The sequence below is a fragment of the Paenibacillus lactis genome (genome assembly GCF_017873605.1).
GTDB classification, from domain to species: Bacteria; Bacillota; Bacilli; order Paenibacillales; family Paenibacillaceae; genus Paenibacillus_AQ; species Paenibacillus_AQ lactis.
Window position 1 is genome coordinate 96,859 of record NZ_JAGGKI010000001.1, and the last position, 14,922, is coordinate 111,780.

Below are 14,922 nucleotides of genomic sequence, written 5' to 3' on the forward strand. Positions count from 1 at the left end.
ATTGTATCATGACTTTCTATGCTTGGTTAACCGCCGTATGGGCATGAATAATATCCGTAAGGATCGACACCGCCTGATCAATTTCCTCCCGTGTGACAAGCAAATTCGGAAGGAGGCGGATCACATTCGGTCCTGCGGTTACGAACAGCAGTCCGCGGCGCTGCCCCTCCAGCACCAGCTCGCCAACCGGCTCCGCGCATTCAATGCCGATCAGAAGGCCTTTTCCGCGAATGCTTTTCACAAAAGGAATTCCCGCAAGCTTCTCTTGCAGCTGAGCCGTCAAGTATTCGCCCGCTTCCGCTGCGCGCTGAGCCACGCTGTCCTCCAGCATCGCCTCGATCGTAGCGGCTACCACCGCGCTTGCCAGCGGCGTCCCGCCAAAGGTCGATCCATGGCTGCCTGCCGTAAAGGCATCGCGCAGATAGCCCTTCCCGAGCATCGCGCCGACCGGGAAGCCGGAGCCAAGCCCCTTGGCTACCGTGAAAATATCCGGCTCGATGCCGTAATGCTCATGCGCGAACAGCTTGCCGGTCCGGCCCATGCCGGTCTGCACCTCGTCAACGATGAGCAGCAGCCCGTGCTGCTTGCACAGCTCCGTGACGGCCTGTAAGAATTCAGGTTCGACCGGATGCACGCCGCCTTCGGCCTGCACCATCTCGATCATGATGGCCGCGGTGTTGTCGTTAATCGCCGCTTCCAGTGCCGGCAGGTCATGCAGCGGAACGCTCAGGAAGCCGGCAGGGAGCGGAAGGAAGCCTTCCTTCACCTTGTCTTGTCCCGTAGCGGTCAGCGTGGCCAGCGTCCGGCCGTGGAAAGACTGCGTAAAGGTAATGATCTCATAACGGCCGCTGCCCTTCACCTTCTGGTGATAGCGGCGAGCCAGCTTGATCGCGGCTTCGTTCGCCTCCGCGCCGCTGTTGCAGAAGAAGACCGCGTCCGCGCAGGTGTTTGCGGTCAGCAGCGCCGCTGCTTTTTCCTGTCCCGGAATATGGAACAGATTCGAGACGTGCCACAGCTCATCCAGCTGGGCCTTCAGCTTCTCCTTCACCTTAACCGGGGCATGCCCGAGATTGGTTACCGCAAGCCCGGCCATAAAGTCCAAATATTTATTGCCTTGATCGTCCCACAACCAGCTGCCTTCCCCTTTGACGAGGCTGAGCGGGTATCTCGCATAGGTCTGAAACAATGAGCTCTCATGGCCTCCCGCTGCCGCATTAGCCGCTGCGCTTCCGCTTCCTTGTGCATCTTTCCCCATGACCTGTTACACTCCTTTACTTATGGCTTTGCTTAATTGAAGAAGTTGTTCAAAAAGTCGGCTTTTGATCACGAAGCCAATTAAGAAGTAAGCTCGGCATCGAATCTTGAATTCGGCCCGGCCTTCCGATCCTCAAGGGGTCTTACGAAGACCCCGTTCTATGATTGTGATTCTTCAGCTATCCGTACGGTGTTGGCGGCTACATCCGAACAATGCGCGTCCCGAGCACTTCGCCTGCGACTACGCGGCTGAGTACATTCGGCTCGCTGCCGTCCACAATGACGACCTCGCGCACCTTGCCGTGAATGCAGGCAATGGCTGCCCTGACCTTCGGAATCATGCCGCCGTAGATTTCACCCGTACCGATCATATCCTCGATCTCCTGCACCGTAACGGTCGGCAGCACCCGCTTCTCGCCCCCCGCACTCTTCATGATGCCGGGCACGTCGGTTACGACGATCATCCGGGCTACGCCGAGATGAGAAGCGACTGCGCCTGCTGCCGTATCCGCGTTAATGTTGTAGCGCTGCCCTGATGCATCGACGCCGATCGGTGCTACAACGGGCATATAGCCCATCTCCATCACGCCGTTAAGGATGGAGGACTTCACAAGCGTGACATCACCAACCCAGCCGACCTCTGCGCTGTTCGCAACCGGCCGGGCTTCAATCAGGCCGCCGTCGGAGCCGGACAAGCCGAGGGCCGAGCCGCCGACGCTCTGAATCCGGCGTACGATCTGTTTGTTGATCGTGCCGGCCAGCACCATCTCCACCACATCCAGCACGTCCTCCGTCGTCTTGCGCAGACCGTTCACGAACTCGGTCTCGATCCCCAGCTTCTCCAGGTTTCCGGAGATGGCAGGCCCGCCGCCATGCACGATCACCGGCTGAACCCCCTTCTCCTGCAGTCCCTTCAAATCCTCAAAGAAGCTGTCCGGCAAGGCGGCCAGCGTACTTCCGCCGCACTTCATCACAAACATGTCTCCGCCCGCCTTATTGCCGGGCGTGGTCGCCTCCTGGTTCAACGTGCTGTTCACATCCGTCTCCTCCCGTCACTGCTTGAAGTATTATGTGCGGTAAGCCGCATTGATTCGTACATAGTCATAGGTTAAGTCGCAGCCCCAAGCGGTGGCCGATCCACTGCCTGTATGGAGCTTCACTTCGATATTCACCGTATCTCCCTGAAGATAGGCCAGTGCGGCATCCTCGTCAAAAGCCACCGGCCTCGACTGCTCCAGCACCGATATCGGTCCGATCTTAATATCGACCGTCTCGGGATTCACCGGCCGGCCGGCTCGACCTACGGCTGCAATGATACGTCCCCAGTTGGCATCGGCGCCGAACACCGCCGATTTGACCAGGCTGGAGCCGATAATCGTCTTCGCAATGGCCTGGGCGTCCTCGTCGGTCTCCGCTCCGTTAACATGGACCTCGATCAAATGCGTTGCCCCTTCGCCGTCCCGGGCAATCGCCATTGCGAGCATCCGGCACACATATTGAAAGCCGGAAGCAAAAGCTTCCCAATCCGGGTGCGCCGGCGACAGCTCATCATGCCCGGCCAGACCGCTGGCCATGGCAATCAGCATATCGTTCGTGCTCGTGTCCCCATCAACGGTAATCATATTAAAGGTCAAATCGGCCGTCTGGCGAAGCAGCTGCTGCAGCGCCTCCTGCCCGATGACCGCATCGGTGGTGACGAAGCCGAGCATGGTTGCCATGTTCGGATGAATCATGCCGGAGCCTTTCGCCGAACCGGCTATCGTTACGTTCACCCCGCCGACCGAAACGGTTACGCAGGCTTCTTTTTTCACCAAGTCCGTTGTCAGGATCGCTTGGTTAAAGGCTTCCGCTCCTTCGCGAGCGCCGCTCAGACGGCCCGGCAGGCCCTCTATGCCCGCAATCACGCGGTCCATCTTAAGCAGCTCGCCGATAACGCCTGTGGACGCCACCGCAACGTCGCTCTCCTCCACGCCAAACTCAGCGGCAGCCCGGGAACGCATCGTGTACGCATCCTCTTCACCTTGCTTGCCTGTGCACGCATTAGCATTCCCGCTGTTGACCACGATGGCGCGGAGCCTGCCGTCCGCAAGGCTTTCCCGCGTCACCTTCAGCGGAGCCGCTTGAAATACATTTGTCGTATAAACAGCTGCCGCGACAGCCGGCACCTCGCATACGATGGCGCCCAGGTCGTGGCGGTCGGTCTTCTTCAGTCCGCAGTGGAGACCGGCAGCCTTGAAGCCTTTCGGCGTCACGATGGTGCCTTCCTCCAAAATCGCAAATAAGTTATCTCCCATGTCCGTCTCCCCCGTCTGTTACGGATACACTGGCGTAAACGTAAGACCGAGGCTTTCCTCCCATCCCATCATCAGGTTCAAATTCTGGATTGCCTGCCCGGCCGCGCCCTTCACGACATTGTCGATGACCGATATGACGGTCAACCGGTTCGTTCGGGCATCCACCGCAAAGCCGATGTCGCAATAATTGGAGCCGCTAACCTCTTTCGTCGCCGGCCATACGCCGTTATCGCGAATGCGGACAAAAGAGCGATCTTTATAGTACTCGCGATACAATCCGATGAAGTCCTCTTCGGTATACGATCCCTTGAGCGTTGCATACATCGTGCTCATAATCCCGCGCGTCATCGGTACGAGATGAGTCGTAAAGGTGACGGTAACGGGCTCGCCCGATACTTGGCTGAGCACCTGCTCGATCTCCGGGATATGCTGATGCTTGTTGACCTTGTAGGCCTTGAAGTTTTCATTGATTTCCGCAAAATGCGTCATGAGGCTCGTTCCCCGTCCCGCCCCGGATACGCCGGACTTCGCGTCGATGATCAAGCTGGCCGGGTCAATCCAGCCGGCGTTAATCGCCGGGATCAGTCCAAGGAGCGTAGCGGTCGGGTAGCAGCCGGGATTCGAAATGAAATCGACGCCCTTCACTTCGTCTCCGAATACCTCGCACAAGCCGTATACGGCTTTTTCAAGAAGCTCGGACGAAGGGGCCGGATGCTTATACCACTGCTCGTAAGCAGTACCGTCCTTAAGCCTGAAATCGCCCGAGAGGTCGATAACCTTCAGCCCTGCCGCTAGGAGCTCCGGAACGAGCTTGGCGCTTACGCCGGAAGGCGTCGCCGTGAACACAAGATCCGCAGCCTGCGCAATCTCCGCAGGATTAACGCCATCCAGATTCTTCGCAACAATATTCGTCAAATGCGGGAATCCGTCCGATATCGGGACCCCGCTGCTCGATGATGAAATCACCGAAGTAATCTCGATGTAAGGATGCGCCTGCAGCAATCGGATCAGCTCCACGCCTCCATAACCGGTGGATCCTACAATGGCAACTCTCAGCTTGTTGTCTGTCATATCCTCATCCCTCTCCCACGGAACATCCGATAGACCGCGAGTGGAAAGGCGCCTGCTTGTTTGTAAGCGTCCTGATCAAGCGGTCTTATGCACGGTTGCATGATTCCAAATCCATTATCCGTCTCATAAATATGTATTATTATACGACTGTATTCATATAAATACAATGGATTCTCATAAATTGGCTGGAAATGGGTCAATCTCCCCCTATAAGTCGGACGCCCGTTCATATTCTTCTTTTAATATCGAGAATACTTTGAGATTCCAATGCCGGTCCTTCACCTTCATCGCTTTGCGCAGTGTCCCCTCATAACGCATGCCGATCTTCTCCATGACGCGTTGGGAGCCGATATTTTCCTCGAAGCAGCGGGCTTGGACCCGAATCAGATCCATTTCGCCAAAACCAAGCTTCAAGAGCGCGGAAGCCGCTTCGGTCATGATCCCCCGGCCCCAATATTCCCGAGCAAGCACATAGCCGATTTCCGCGCTTTGATGCTCAGGCTTCCACCACACGAAATCGACCGTGCCAACCAGCCTGCCGTTCTCCTTCAGTTCTATTCCCCAGGGTGCGATGTCGTGCTTGGCATATTGGGCTAATATGTATTGAATAAATCGCTTGCTGTCCTCAATCGAGCGATGAGTTTCCCATGTTACGTATTGGGCCACCTCATCATTTGAGGCATAGGCGTACATATCCTCCGCATCCCGCATCGATATTCTGCGCAAGCGCAGACGGTCGGTTTCTAGTTCGGGCAGGCTTGCATAGATCCGTTCAATCCCCATTTTTCGTAGCCTCCTCCAAGATATTAGTTTCCATTATAGGCGCTTCCCCTGAAAAAGAAAGAAAAAATTCCCTGTCGTTATTTCGACTGCGTCTTTAGTCTGCCGGGCTCCTGAATAGAACCTGTAACGGCCATGAACCGGCTCAAGGTAACAAGCCATATCCATAAAAAAAGAACGGCGCTCATACGCCGTTCTTGCATCATGTTATATGATTTAGGTTCTAATATTCCGAAAGCCTTCACCCAGCACCTCGTGTGCATTATGGATAATGACAAACGCATCCGGATCCACCGATTGGACCACCGTCTTCAGCCGGGGAATCTCGCTCTGGCCGACGACGACCATCAGAACGGTCCGGTGTTCGCCGGTATATCCGCCCTCAGCCGTCAGCTTGGTCAAGCCCCGGTCTAGATCCTCCAAAATCGCCTTCGTAATCGGCTCCGTATGATCGGAGATAATGTAAGCGACCTTGGTGAAGCTGAAGCCCAGCTCGATCGCATCAATCACCTTGCCCGTTACATATAATCCGATTAAGGCATACAGCGCTTGCTCCAATGACAGCACCATGGCTGCCGAAGAAATGACGATCGCATCCAGAATGACGATGCATAAGGAAAATGCAAGCCCGCTGTATTTATGCAGCAGCTGCGCGACAATGCTGAGTCCCCCTGTCGAGCCGCGGCCGCGGTAGACGAGCCCCATGCCGATGCCGACGCCAATCCCTCCATAAATGGAGGCGAGCAGCGGATTAGAGAGCGGAATTACCCAATCCTTGGTCAAAAACACGAATAGCGGCAGCACCACGCTTCCCAGCAGGGAGCGGACGCCATATTCGCGGCCGATCAGCCCGAAGGCGAGAAACAGCAGCGGGATATTGAGCGCCCACTGCGTGAAAGCCGGTTCAATGCCAAGCCAAGCTTGGACAAGGACGGATAACCCGGACACGCCTCCCGAGGCAATGTGGTTCGGCAGGAAAAACAGATTAAACGCCAGCGCCATAATGAAGGAGCCGGCGATAATAAAGATCGTATCGACGGTCTGACGGAGCGGACCGTTGATCGGAATGATAGGTTCCCGCCTTCTCTTGCTGGCGGATGGTTTACGAACGGACTGCGCCATGTTCTTCAAATCTCTCCTCGCGGCCTATTCGACTTCCTGTTTGATTTGACTGCGCAAATATCCGTCGATAAAAGCATCCAGGTCTCCGTCCATCACGGCGCCCACATTCCCGGTCTCCACCTGGGTGCGATGGTCCTTCACCATGCTGTATGGATGGAACACATACGAGCGGATCTGGCTGCCCCATGCGATTTCGGACTGCTCACCGCGGATTTCAGCCAGCTCCTTTTGCTGCTCCTCGATTTTGCGCTCATAGAGCTTGGAGCGGAGCATCGTCATCGCGCGCTCGCGGTTTTTGATCTGAGAGCGTTCGTTCTGGCATGTTACGACGACGCCAGTCGGAATATGCGTAATCCGTACGGCCGAGTCGGTCGTGTTGATATGCTGACCGCCCGCGCCGCTTGCGCGGTACGTATCGATCTTCAGATCCTCGGTCCGGATTTCCACCTCTACGTCATCGGTAATTTCCGGTACGACATCGCAGGATACGAACGACGTATGCCGGCGTCCCGAGGAATCGAATGGCGAGATGCGGACGAGTCGGTGAACGCCTTTTTCCGCCTTTAGATAGCCGTAAGCATTAAAGCCTTTAATCAATAGCGTTACGCTCTTGATGCCCGCCTCATCCCCCGGCTGGTAGTCCAGCGTCTCCACCTTGAAACCGCGTTTCTCGGCCCACCGGGTGTACATCCGGTGCAGCATCTGGCCCCAGTCCTGCGACTCGGTACCGCCCGCGCCGGGATGCAGCTCGAGGATGGCATTCATTTTGTCATAAGGCTGATTCAGCAGCAGCTGGAGCTCAAACGCCTCCACGCGTCCGACCAGTTCCTTAATGGTATCCCCGATCTCGCCGGCCAAGGAATCGTCTCCCTCTTCATCCGCCAGCTCGATCATCACGACAGCATCGTCATAGTCCTGCTGCAGCTTCTGATATGAATCTACCGCGGATTTGACCGCATTCATCTCCGAGATAATGCCCTGAGCTTTCTCATTGTCGTCCCAAAAATCCGGAGCCGCCATCTTCTCCTCAAAATTCTCAATTAACTCCTGCTTGAGATCTAAGTCAAAGAGACCCCCTAAGATTGGTTAGTTTCTTGCTGATTTCACGCAGGTCCTGCTTTACGCTTGGATCGATCATAAGTCCTCGTCCTTTCTGTCTTTGCATCTTATCTTCTTCCAGTATACCCTCTCCGTCCGGGAAATCGTTCCATTCGGAGGATAAATTTAGCTGTTAACTTGCTCAACTACGCGACTAGGCTAAAGCTTTTTAGCTCAAATCGTTCAGCAGCCGTGTCGTTACGGGAGCATGTGCCGTCTCGTATGGGAGCATGTGCCGTGCTCTCAACCGGGATGTCGATACGTTCAGATAAACTCCCTTAATCGCTGCCGGGGCTTTGGAGTCATGGCCTTAGCCACCACCCCGACTGCCCAAGCAGCTCTTAAGGGAGTTCAATGATTGCCGGTCCATCGACAAGTCCGGCATGATATGCAGTTACCATTCTTTAAGATTGACTATACCGGGATGTGGGACAAGTACGTAAAATGTTCCTACGATCACTGTTGCTCTCGGATTTCTTGATCAAATGAATTCATAGGTTGAAATCCGATCACAAAGGCGACCGCTGCCGCTTCTTCGAAATCATTTTACTCCCTTGTCCTGCTACCCGCTCTTTAATTCGTCCTATATCGAATGTTACGCGTTCTGCCCATGGCAGTGCTTGAATTTCTTGCCGCTGCCGCATGGGCAAGGATCGTTGCGGCCGATCTGTTCACCGACCTGAACCGGACGCTTCTCGGCAGGCTCGCTGCTGCTGTTCGTGGATACCTTGTTCTCGTCCACTACCGCTTGGCGCTCCTGGTTCGTGGCGATTTGAGCTTTCATGATATACGTGGCGACTTCCTCTTGGATCGTCGCAATCATGGCGTTAAACATTTCAAAGCCTTCGAACTGGTATTCACGAAGCGGATCGGTACCGCCGTACGCACGGAGGTGGATACCCTGACGCAATTGATCCATCGCGTCGATATGATCCATCCACTTGCTGTCTACCGCGCGGAGCACGATAACCTTCTCGAACTCGCGTACCATTTCCGGACCGATCGCCTGCTCGCGCTCGTCGTACTTCTGCATGACACGCTCGAAGAGATAATCGGTAATCTCTTGGGCTTCCTTGCCCCAGAGATCTTCGCGCGTAACCGCACCTTCGTCCAGCAGCTTGCTGTTGATGTAATCGGCAACGTCCTGCAGATCCCAGTTCTCCGGAATATCATCGCTGCAATGAGCCTCTACAACCCGCTCAATGACCGGCTTGATCATATCAACAACGATCTGTTTGATATCCTCGGACTCCAGAATCTCCCGGCGCTGCTTGTAAATGATTTCGCGCTGTTGGTTCATTACGTCGTCATACTGGAGGACGACCTTACGCATATCGAAGTTATTGCCTTCTACCCGCTTCTGGGCGGATTCGACCGCACGGGTGATCATCTTGCTCTCGATCGGCTGGTCCTCTTCAAAGCCAAGGCGTTCCATCATGTTCAGCACGTTGTCCGTACCGAAACGCTTCATCAGCTCATCGCCCAGGGACAGATAGAACTGCGTAGAACCCGGGTCGCCCTGACGGCCGGCACGACCGCGCAGCTGGTTATCGATCCGGCGCGATTCATGGCGCTCGGTACCGATAATATGCAGACCGCCGATCTCTCGCACGCCATCACCCAGCAAGATATCCGTACCGCGTCCCGCCATATTGGTGGCGATGGTAACGGAACCCGGCTGGCCTGCGCGCGAGATGATCTCCGCTTCCTCAGCATGGTATTTCGCGTTCAGAACTTTATGCTGAACCCCTTTGCGCTTCAGCATTTCAGACAGTCGCTCAGAGTTCTCGATCGAAACGGTACCGACGAGCACCGGCTGATTTTTCTTATGGCGCTCAACGATCTCGTTCACGACCGCTCTGAACTTGCCTTCCTCACTCTTGTAGACCACGTCCGGCATATCAATCCGCTGGTTCGGCCGGTTCGTCGGAATTTGAAGCACTTCAAGACCGTAGATCTTCTTGAACTCCTCTTCCTCTGTCTTCGCCGTACCGGTCATGCCCGCCAGCTTGCGGTACATCCGGAAATAGTTCTGGAAGGTGATGGTCGCGAGCGTCATGCTCTCGTTCTGTACCTCGATGCCTTCCTTTGCTTCGATCGCCTGGTGCAGACCGTCGCTATAACGGCGTCCGGCCATCAGGCGGCCCGTAAACTCGTCGACGATAACCACTTCATCGTCCGTCACGACGTAGTCAACGTCACGGCGCATGATGACATTGGCCTTCAGTGCCTGCACAATATGGTGGTTCAACGTGACATGGTTGTGGTCATACAGGTTGTCGATACCGAAGATACGCTCTGCGGTAGCCACACCTTTTTCCGTAAGGGATACGGATTTGACCTTGATGTCCACCGTGTAGTCCTCTTCCGGAACGAGACGCTTCACGAACCGGTCAGCTGCATAGTACAGCTCGGTGGATTTCTGCGCCTGACCCGAAATAATCAGCGGCGTACGCGCTTCGTCGATCAGGATGGAGTCCACTTCGTCAATGATACAGAAGTACAGCGGACGCTGAACCATCTGTTCCTTGTACAGCACCATGTTGTCCCGCAAGTAGTCGAAACCGAACTCATTGTTCGTTCCGTAAGTAATGTCGCAGGCGTAAGCATGCTGTTTCTCCGGATGCTCCATGCCGCTCAGGTTGAGCCCGACGGTCATGCCCAGGAAATTATATATCTGCCCCATCTCTTCGCTGTCACGCTGCGCCAAGTAATCGTTGACGGTAACCACGTGAACTCCTTTGCCAAGCAGGGCATTCAAGTATACCGGCAGGGTACCTACAAGCGTCTTACCTTCACCGGTCTTCATTTCTGCAATTTTACCTTCGTGGAGGGCCATCCCGCCGACCAGCTGCACGTCGTAATGACGCTTGCCGAGCACCCGTTTGGAAGCCTCGCGGACTGTCGCAAACGCTTCAGGAAGCAACTCCTCAGGCGTCTCACCTTTCTCGATCCGCGCACGGAACTCTTCGGTTTTCGCTTTAAGCTGCTCGTCTGAGAGCGCCTCAAATTCCGGTTCCATTTTGTTGATTACATCGACCGTCTTCATGAGACGTTTGACATCACGTTCATTGGTGTCGCCGAAAATCTTTTTGACAAGTCCTAGCATGGTTAACCCCTTTCGTGCAAAACAAGTGATAGAATCAACTTCATTAAATGCCAAAGGGTTAAATGATGAAATCGATTCATTGATTCCTTATGATGGTCCCATTCCTGGCAGGGTTCACAGCCTGTCCCAGAGAATGAGGGTTTGCCTAAATTGTAACAGTTTGTAAGGGATGCCGCAACAAGTTGCTGCTTCTGCTGCCCGCATTCGTCTGGCGCGAATCCCTGCTTTATAAGACGAAGCAGCACGCATAAAAGTTGCGTGGAGCATTTACCCAGTACCTTATGACCCGATGACAGATGGCATCGACCCGATCCTGCTTGATTCGAAGGGCGTTAGCATTGACCCTGCGAACCAGGACATCTGTATATTTGAAAATTCGAAGTGACAGGCAAGAACCAACAGCTAAATCCAAGCATACTTAAGGCCAAGCACCATGCGCCCATTTAGTAACTAAACCACAAATATATTCGTTAAACGCAGCCAGATTTCGAAACAAAGCCATCCAATATTATCGACAAAAAGAGGGCTCCTATTTAGCCCTGAACGGCCTCCAACCAAATAAAGAGCCCCACCCGCGGGTGAAGGCTCATCTTGCATGTTCATTTCAGCTTAAAGGTTTCATTCGTTTTCAGTATGATTCGTTCCGGTCGCTGCAAGGTAAACATCCGCTGGCCCCAGGGACCCGCGTCCTTGCCTTACTCGCGCTCGATCAATCCGTACTTGCCGTCATTGCGCTTGTAGACGACATTTACTTCCTGTGTGTCAATGTTGGAAAATACGAAGAAATTATGACCAACCATGTTCATCTGCAGAATCGCTTCCTCAACGTCCATCGGCTTCATCGTGAAGCGCTTCGTGCGGACCACTTCATAATGATCCTCATACTCGTCCTGCTCGACTTCCGTCTGAGTCGCCGTAGCTGCGCCGTTCCCGGCAACGAGCGTCTTCAAGCCGCCCTCTTGCCTAATCTTTCGGTTCAGCTTGGTCTTGTGCTTGCGAATCTGGCGTTCCAACTTGTCCACAACAGCGTCAATGGAAGCGTACATATCATCGCTTCGGTCTTCCGCACGCAGAACCACGCCTGTGAGCGGAATGGTCACTTCCACTGTGTGCAATCCTCGAACGACACTCAATGTAACGTATCCTTCAGAGGTGGGGGGTGCTTCAAAATACTTATCAAGCCTGCTGAGTTTCTTGTCAACATAGTCCTTCAAAGCATCGGTCACTTCAATTTGTTGACCTCGAATACTGAATTGCATAGGGCACTCCTCCTTTGCACCTTTAGTATACCATTTTGTTAACGCTGTGTAAAAAGACAAATATGTGAATTTCGGCACAAATATTCGAGCAACAATGGCGAACTCCATTGCGGGATAAGAAAAGACCGTTTCAATGACCTTTAGGGACTAGATCCTCATCCTCTCATCGAATTTAAACACGGGTAAAGGACATTAAGCTGGCCACCGCCATGTAACGCACATCACCCAACGTTAAGTCCGCGGTTCAGAAGGGATAGCCGCTTCTGAAGCCATCAAAGAACCAAACAGCTACCCGCAAAAAGAAAAAGACCCCGGATTTACCGGAGTCTCCTCGCTAGCGAATTCAATTCTTAACCATCGATACCGTTTATGTAGGTCGGCTATGCCGGGATGATTATAATTTGATTACGTTAGCTGCTTGCGGGCCACGTGCACCTTCAACGATTTCGAATTCAACGGATTGTCCTTCTTCCAGCGTCTTAAAGCCTTCAGATTGAATCGCGGAGAAGTGTACGAAAACGTCGCCGCCTTCTTCAGTCTCAATGAAGCCATAACCTTTCTCTGCGTTGAACCATTTAACTTTACCTTGCATGCCCTAACATTCCCTTCATTGTCAAATAAAGTGTGACACTAATTGTCCACATTTCCGACTATAGCACCCGGCCTTACTAGTGTCAATCGCCCTGAAGACGGTTTTCTGCTGAAGAAAACGTCTAATCTTGTCGACATGGCTTAAACACTGAGCTCGGGGGTACTGCGGAAAATTGCTTTATCGATAATTACCCAGCAGGGGAGGGGGTGAAACAGGCATTAGCATAAAATAGTTTCTTATCTCTTTTCTATATATTCTTGTAGAATTGACTTCACTCTTAAACCAGCCTCATATATATCTGAGTAATTCTCAGCCAGCAAATCAATAATTATTCCATATGAATTTAGTAATGATTGACGGTAACTTACACCAAATCTTACTTTTGCAAAGTCTGTAATTTCCTTTATTTCCTCAACCTCATCAAGAATAGTCAAAAAAATCATCTGAAGTACTTTTGCACTAAAACCATAGAGAATAAATGGTGTGACGTGTGTGGGAGCATACTGAGTAATTGTGGACTCGTACAACTCGACAATTTCCGGTACTATTTTGCTTGCCTCAAAATTTGCAGCTCTCTCAGCGGCAAGTTTTTTATAGTGGAGATTCCTATCCCTAGACCCTAGCATTTCTATAATACCCTTTTCTAGAGCAACGCTGTCTTGCATCGGAACAAGCTTCCCCCAACTACTAACAACCTCACTAAGGCCACCGACATCACTAGCAATAACAGGGACTCCCATTAACATGGCTTCAATCGCTGTGTACGATGACGTTTCTGTTTTCACGCCAATTTGAATAGAAGGAATAGCACATAAGTCCGATGCATTATATAAAGAGGACATTAATTGGTTATCTACCGGTTCAATAATTTTAACTCTATTGTTTAGCTGACGATTGGCCACGCTTTCTTTCAATCCCGTTTGACCATTATCGATAAGTAACAATGAATATTCGTTGGGCAATGCCGCTACTGCATCCAACAAATAGTCAATGCCCTTGATATATTCATAACGGCTTGGACAGAAAATAAGGAATTGGTCATGATCAATACCTAATTGTGATCTTACATCGGATATTTTCACATCAGAAAATGAGTGGTGCAAGAAATTCGGAATATTAACCACATTAGCGTCTTTGTTTATCATTTTCAAGTATTTCAACAGTCCTTCTCCGACACTTACGACTGTCCCAACTTCCTTCAGTGCAAACCATTCACTTTTTCTCCAATACTTATATTCCAGCGAATTATTCTCAATGTGACCATTGATTACCTCTTCCTCCGGAATATGTCCATGAATTGTTAATAGAATGGGTATGCCCCACTTTTCAGCAATGACTTTAATTCGATTATATGCGATAACGTCCTGGCAATGAATAATGTCAGGTTTTGATTCACCCAACTTTAATCTTAAATTCATTTCTAAACGAACAGCCCATGTTTCAATCACATCGACCGACAAATTATTGGGGTATTTATTAAAAAGTTGCCGATTGGTATTGATTACTATATTAGATATATGCTCTGTAATTTCACCTCCGGGAGTTATCCATTCAACACTATGACCCATTTCGATTAATTGTTTGGTTAATGCACTTATGTGAGTTGTTATTCCGCCTTTTCCGTGTGCATCCAAAGCCGCTATCCAAATATTCATTATTTATCTCCTCACCTAGAAAATATCAATGTGTTTACATTTCTCAAAATAGTTTCTTTCTTCTTGTGAGGCTAATTCCGACACAACCGGTTCGGAAAAAGTCCGGTTTAGTTGAACCTTGGAAAATAACATCCCACCCATATAATTAAACCTACTTAATATCTCATGGTCTTCTATGACATCAAATCCTCTATTCGCAAATTGTTCATACCACCATGATTTAGGATACAAAGTTACATGCGTTTCATCCAAGTCCCAAGGATCATAAAAATGTGGCATTTTAAGAAACACAGTATTCCCTAATCGAGATAACTCATCTATAGCTTCAAAAACTTCTGGTTCTGGTATATGCTCCAAAATGTCAAAAGCTATAACAAGGTCGAATTTTCCTTCGAATGGGATTTTTGTTGCACTTGAGCAAACAACATGGCCTATTGCGTATTCATCAGCATTTTCAATGGCATAACTACTTATATCGACTCCCTTCGCATCAACGCCAAGCAATCTTAACGATCGGACTAGATATCCTTTTGCACACCCAACATCTAATAAGGTTTTTGGATTTAAATATTTTTTTATATCGTAAGACCATTGGATAAACCGAGTATCATATTGGTAAGACGTATAATTACTATTTCCGCTGTAGTACTTTTCATCAAAATGATTCATCATTGTTAAATCCACCTTC

12 protein-coding genes are annotated in these 14,922 nt (G+C 51.4%); all 12 read right to left on the minus strand.

Going from position 1 to position 14,922, the window contains the following annotated elements; genetic code table 11:
• Window positions 1-16: 16 nt before the first annotated feature.
• The 12 genes from argD to J2Z18_RS00395 all read right to left on the minus strand — a co-directional run bounded on the left by argD (window position 17) and on the right by J2Z18_RS00395 (window position 14,906).
• Complete coding sequence (gene argD, locus J2Z18_RS00340; RefSeq protein ID WP_210093983.1) at window positions 17-1,255, minus strand: acetylornithine transaminase; 1,239 nt, start codon at window positions 1,253-1,255, stop codon at window positions 17-19.
• 199 nt (window positions 1,256-1,454) lie between these two features.
• Window positions 1,455-2,234: an acetylglutamate kinase gene (argB, locus tag J2Z18_RS00345; RefSeq protein ID WP_210094168.1), complete on the minus strand. Its 780-nt coding sequence runs from the start codon at window positions 2,232-2,234 to the stop codon at window positions 1,455-1,457.
• A gap of 87 nt (window positions 2,235-2,321) precedes the next feature.
• Window positions 2,322-3,548 carry a bifunctional glutamate N-acetyltransferase/amino-acid acetyltransferase ArgJ gene (gene argJ, locus J2Z18_RS00350; protein WP_210093984.1) on the minus strand — a complete coding sequence of 409 codons (1,227 nt, stop codon included), beginning with the start codon at window positions 3,546-3,548 and terminating at the stop codon, window positions 2,322-2,324.
• 18 nt (window positions 3,549-3,566) lie between these two features.
• Entirely contained in the window at window positions 3,567-4,619 is a 1,053-nt protein-coding gene (gene argC, locus J2Z18_RS00355) for an N-acetyl-gamma-glutamyl-phosphate reductase (protein ID WP_210093985.1), read from the minus strand.
• A gap of 207 nt (window positions 4,620-4,826) precedes the next feature.
• A complete protein-coding gene (locus J2Z18_RS00360; RefSeq protein ID WP_210093986.1) occupies window positions 4,827-5,402 on the minus strand; it encodes a GNAT family N-acetyltransferase in 576 nt (191 codons plus the stop codon).
• A 213-nt stretch (window positions 5,403-5,615) separates the two neighbouring features.
• Window positions 5,616-6,521: a YitT family protein gene (locus J2Z18_RS00365; RefSeq protein WP_210093987.1), complete on the minus strand. Its 906-nt coding sequence runs from the start codon at window positions 6,519-6,521 to the stop codon at window positions 5,616-5,618.
• Window positions 6,522-6,545: 24 nt separating this feature from the next.
• A protein-coding gene (gene prfB, locus J2Z18_RS00370; RefSeq protein WP_100085298.1) for a peptide chain release factor 2 occupies window positions 6,546-7,659 on the minus strand; the annotation gives its coding sequence in 2 pieces (ribosomal slippage) (window positions 6,546-7,586 and window positions 7,588-7,659; 1,113 coding nt in all).
• Between the two features lie 555 nt (window positions 7,660-8,214).
• Window positions 8,215-10,728, minus strand: a complete 2,514-nt coding sequence (gene secA / locus J2Z18_RS00375; RefSeq protein ID WP_210093988.1) for a preprotein translocase subunit SecA — start codon at window positions 10,726-10,728, stop codon at window positions 8,215-8,217.
• A 695-nt stretch (window positions 10,729-11,423) separates the two neighbouring features.
• The gene (gene hpf / locus J2Z18_RS00380; RefSeq protein ID WP_007132289.1) at window positions 11,424-11,987 is read right to left on the minus strand and encodes a ribosome hibernation-promoting factor, HPF/YfiA family; all 564 of its coding nucleotides are present in this window, start codon (window positions 11,985-11,987) and stop codon (window positions 11,424-11,426) included.
• Window positions 11,988-12,381: 394 nt separating this feature from the next.
• Complete coding sequence (locus J2Z18_RS00385; protein ID WP_007132290.1) at window positions 12,382-12,579, minus strand: cold-shock protein; 198 nt, start codon at window positions 12,577-12,579, stop codon at window positions 12,382-12,384.
• 236 nt (window positions 12,580-12,815) lie between these two features.
• On the minus strand, window positions 12,816-14,234 hold the full coding sequence (locus J2Z18_RS00390) for a glycosyltransferase family 4 protein (protein WP_007132291.1): 1,419 nt from the start codon (window positions 14,232-14,234) through the stop codon (window positions 12,816-12,818).
• Window positions 14,235-14,249: 15 nt separating this feature from the next.
• The gene (locus J2Z18_RS00395) at window positions 14,250-14,906 is read right to left on the minus strand and encodes a class I SAM-dependent methyltransferase (RefSeq protein ID WP_007132292.1); all 657 of its coding nucleotides are present in this window, start codon (window positions 14,904-14,906) and stop codon (window positions 14,250-14,252) included.
• Between the last annotated feature and the right edge of the window lie 16 nt (window positions 14,907-14,922).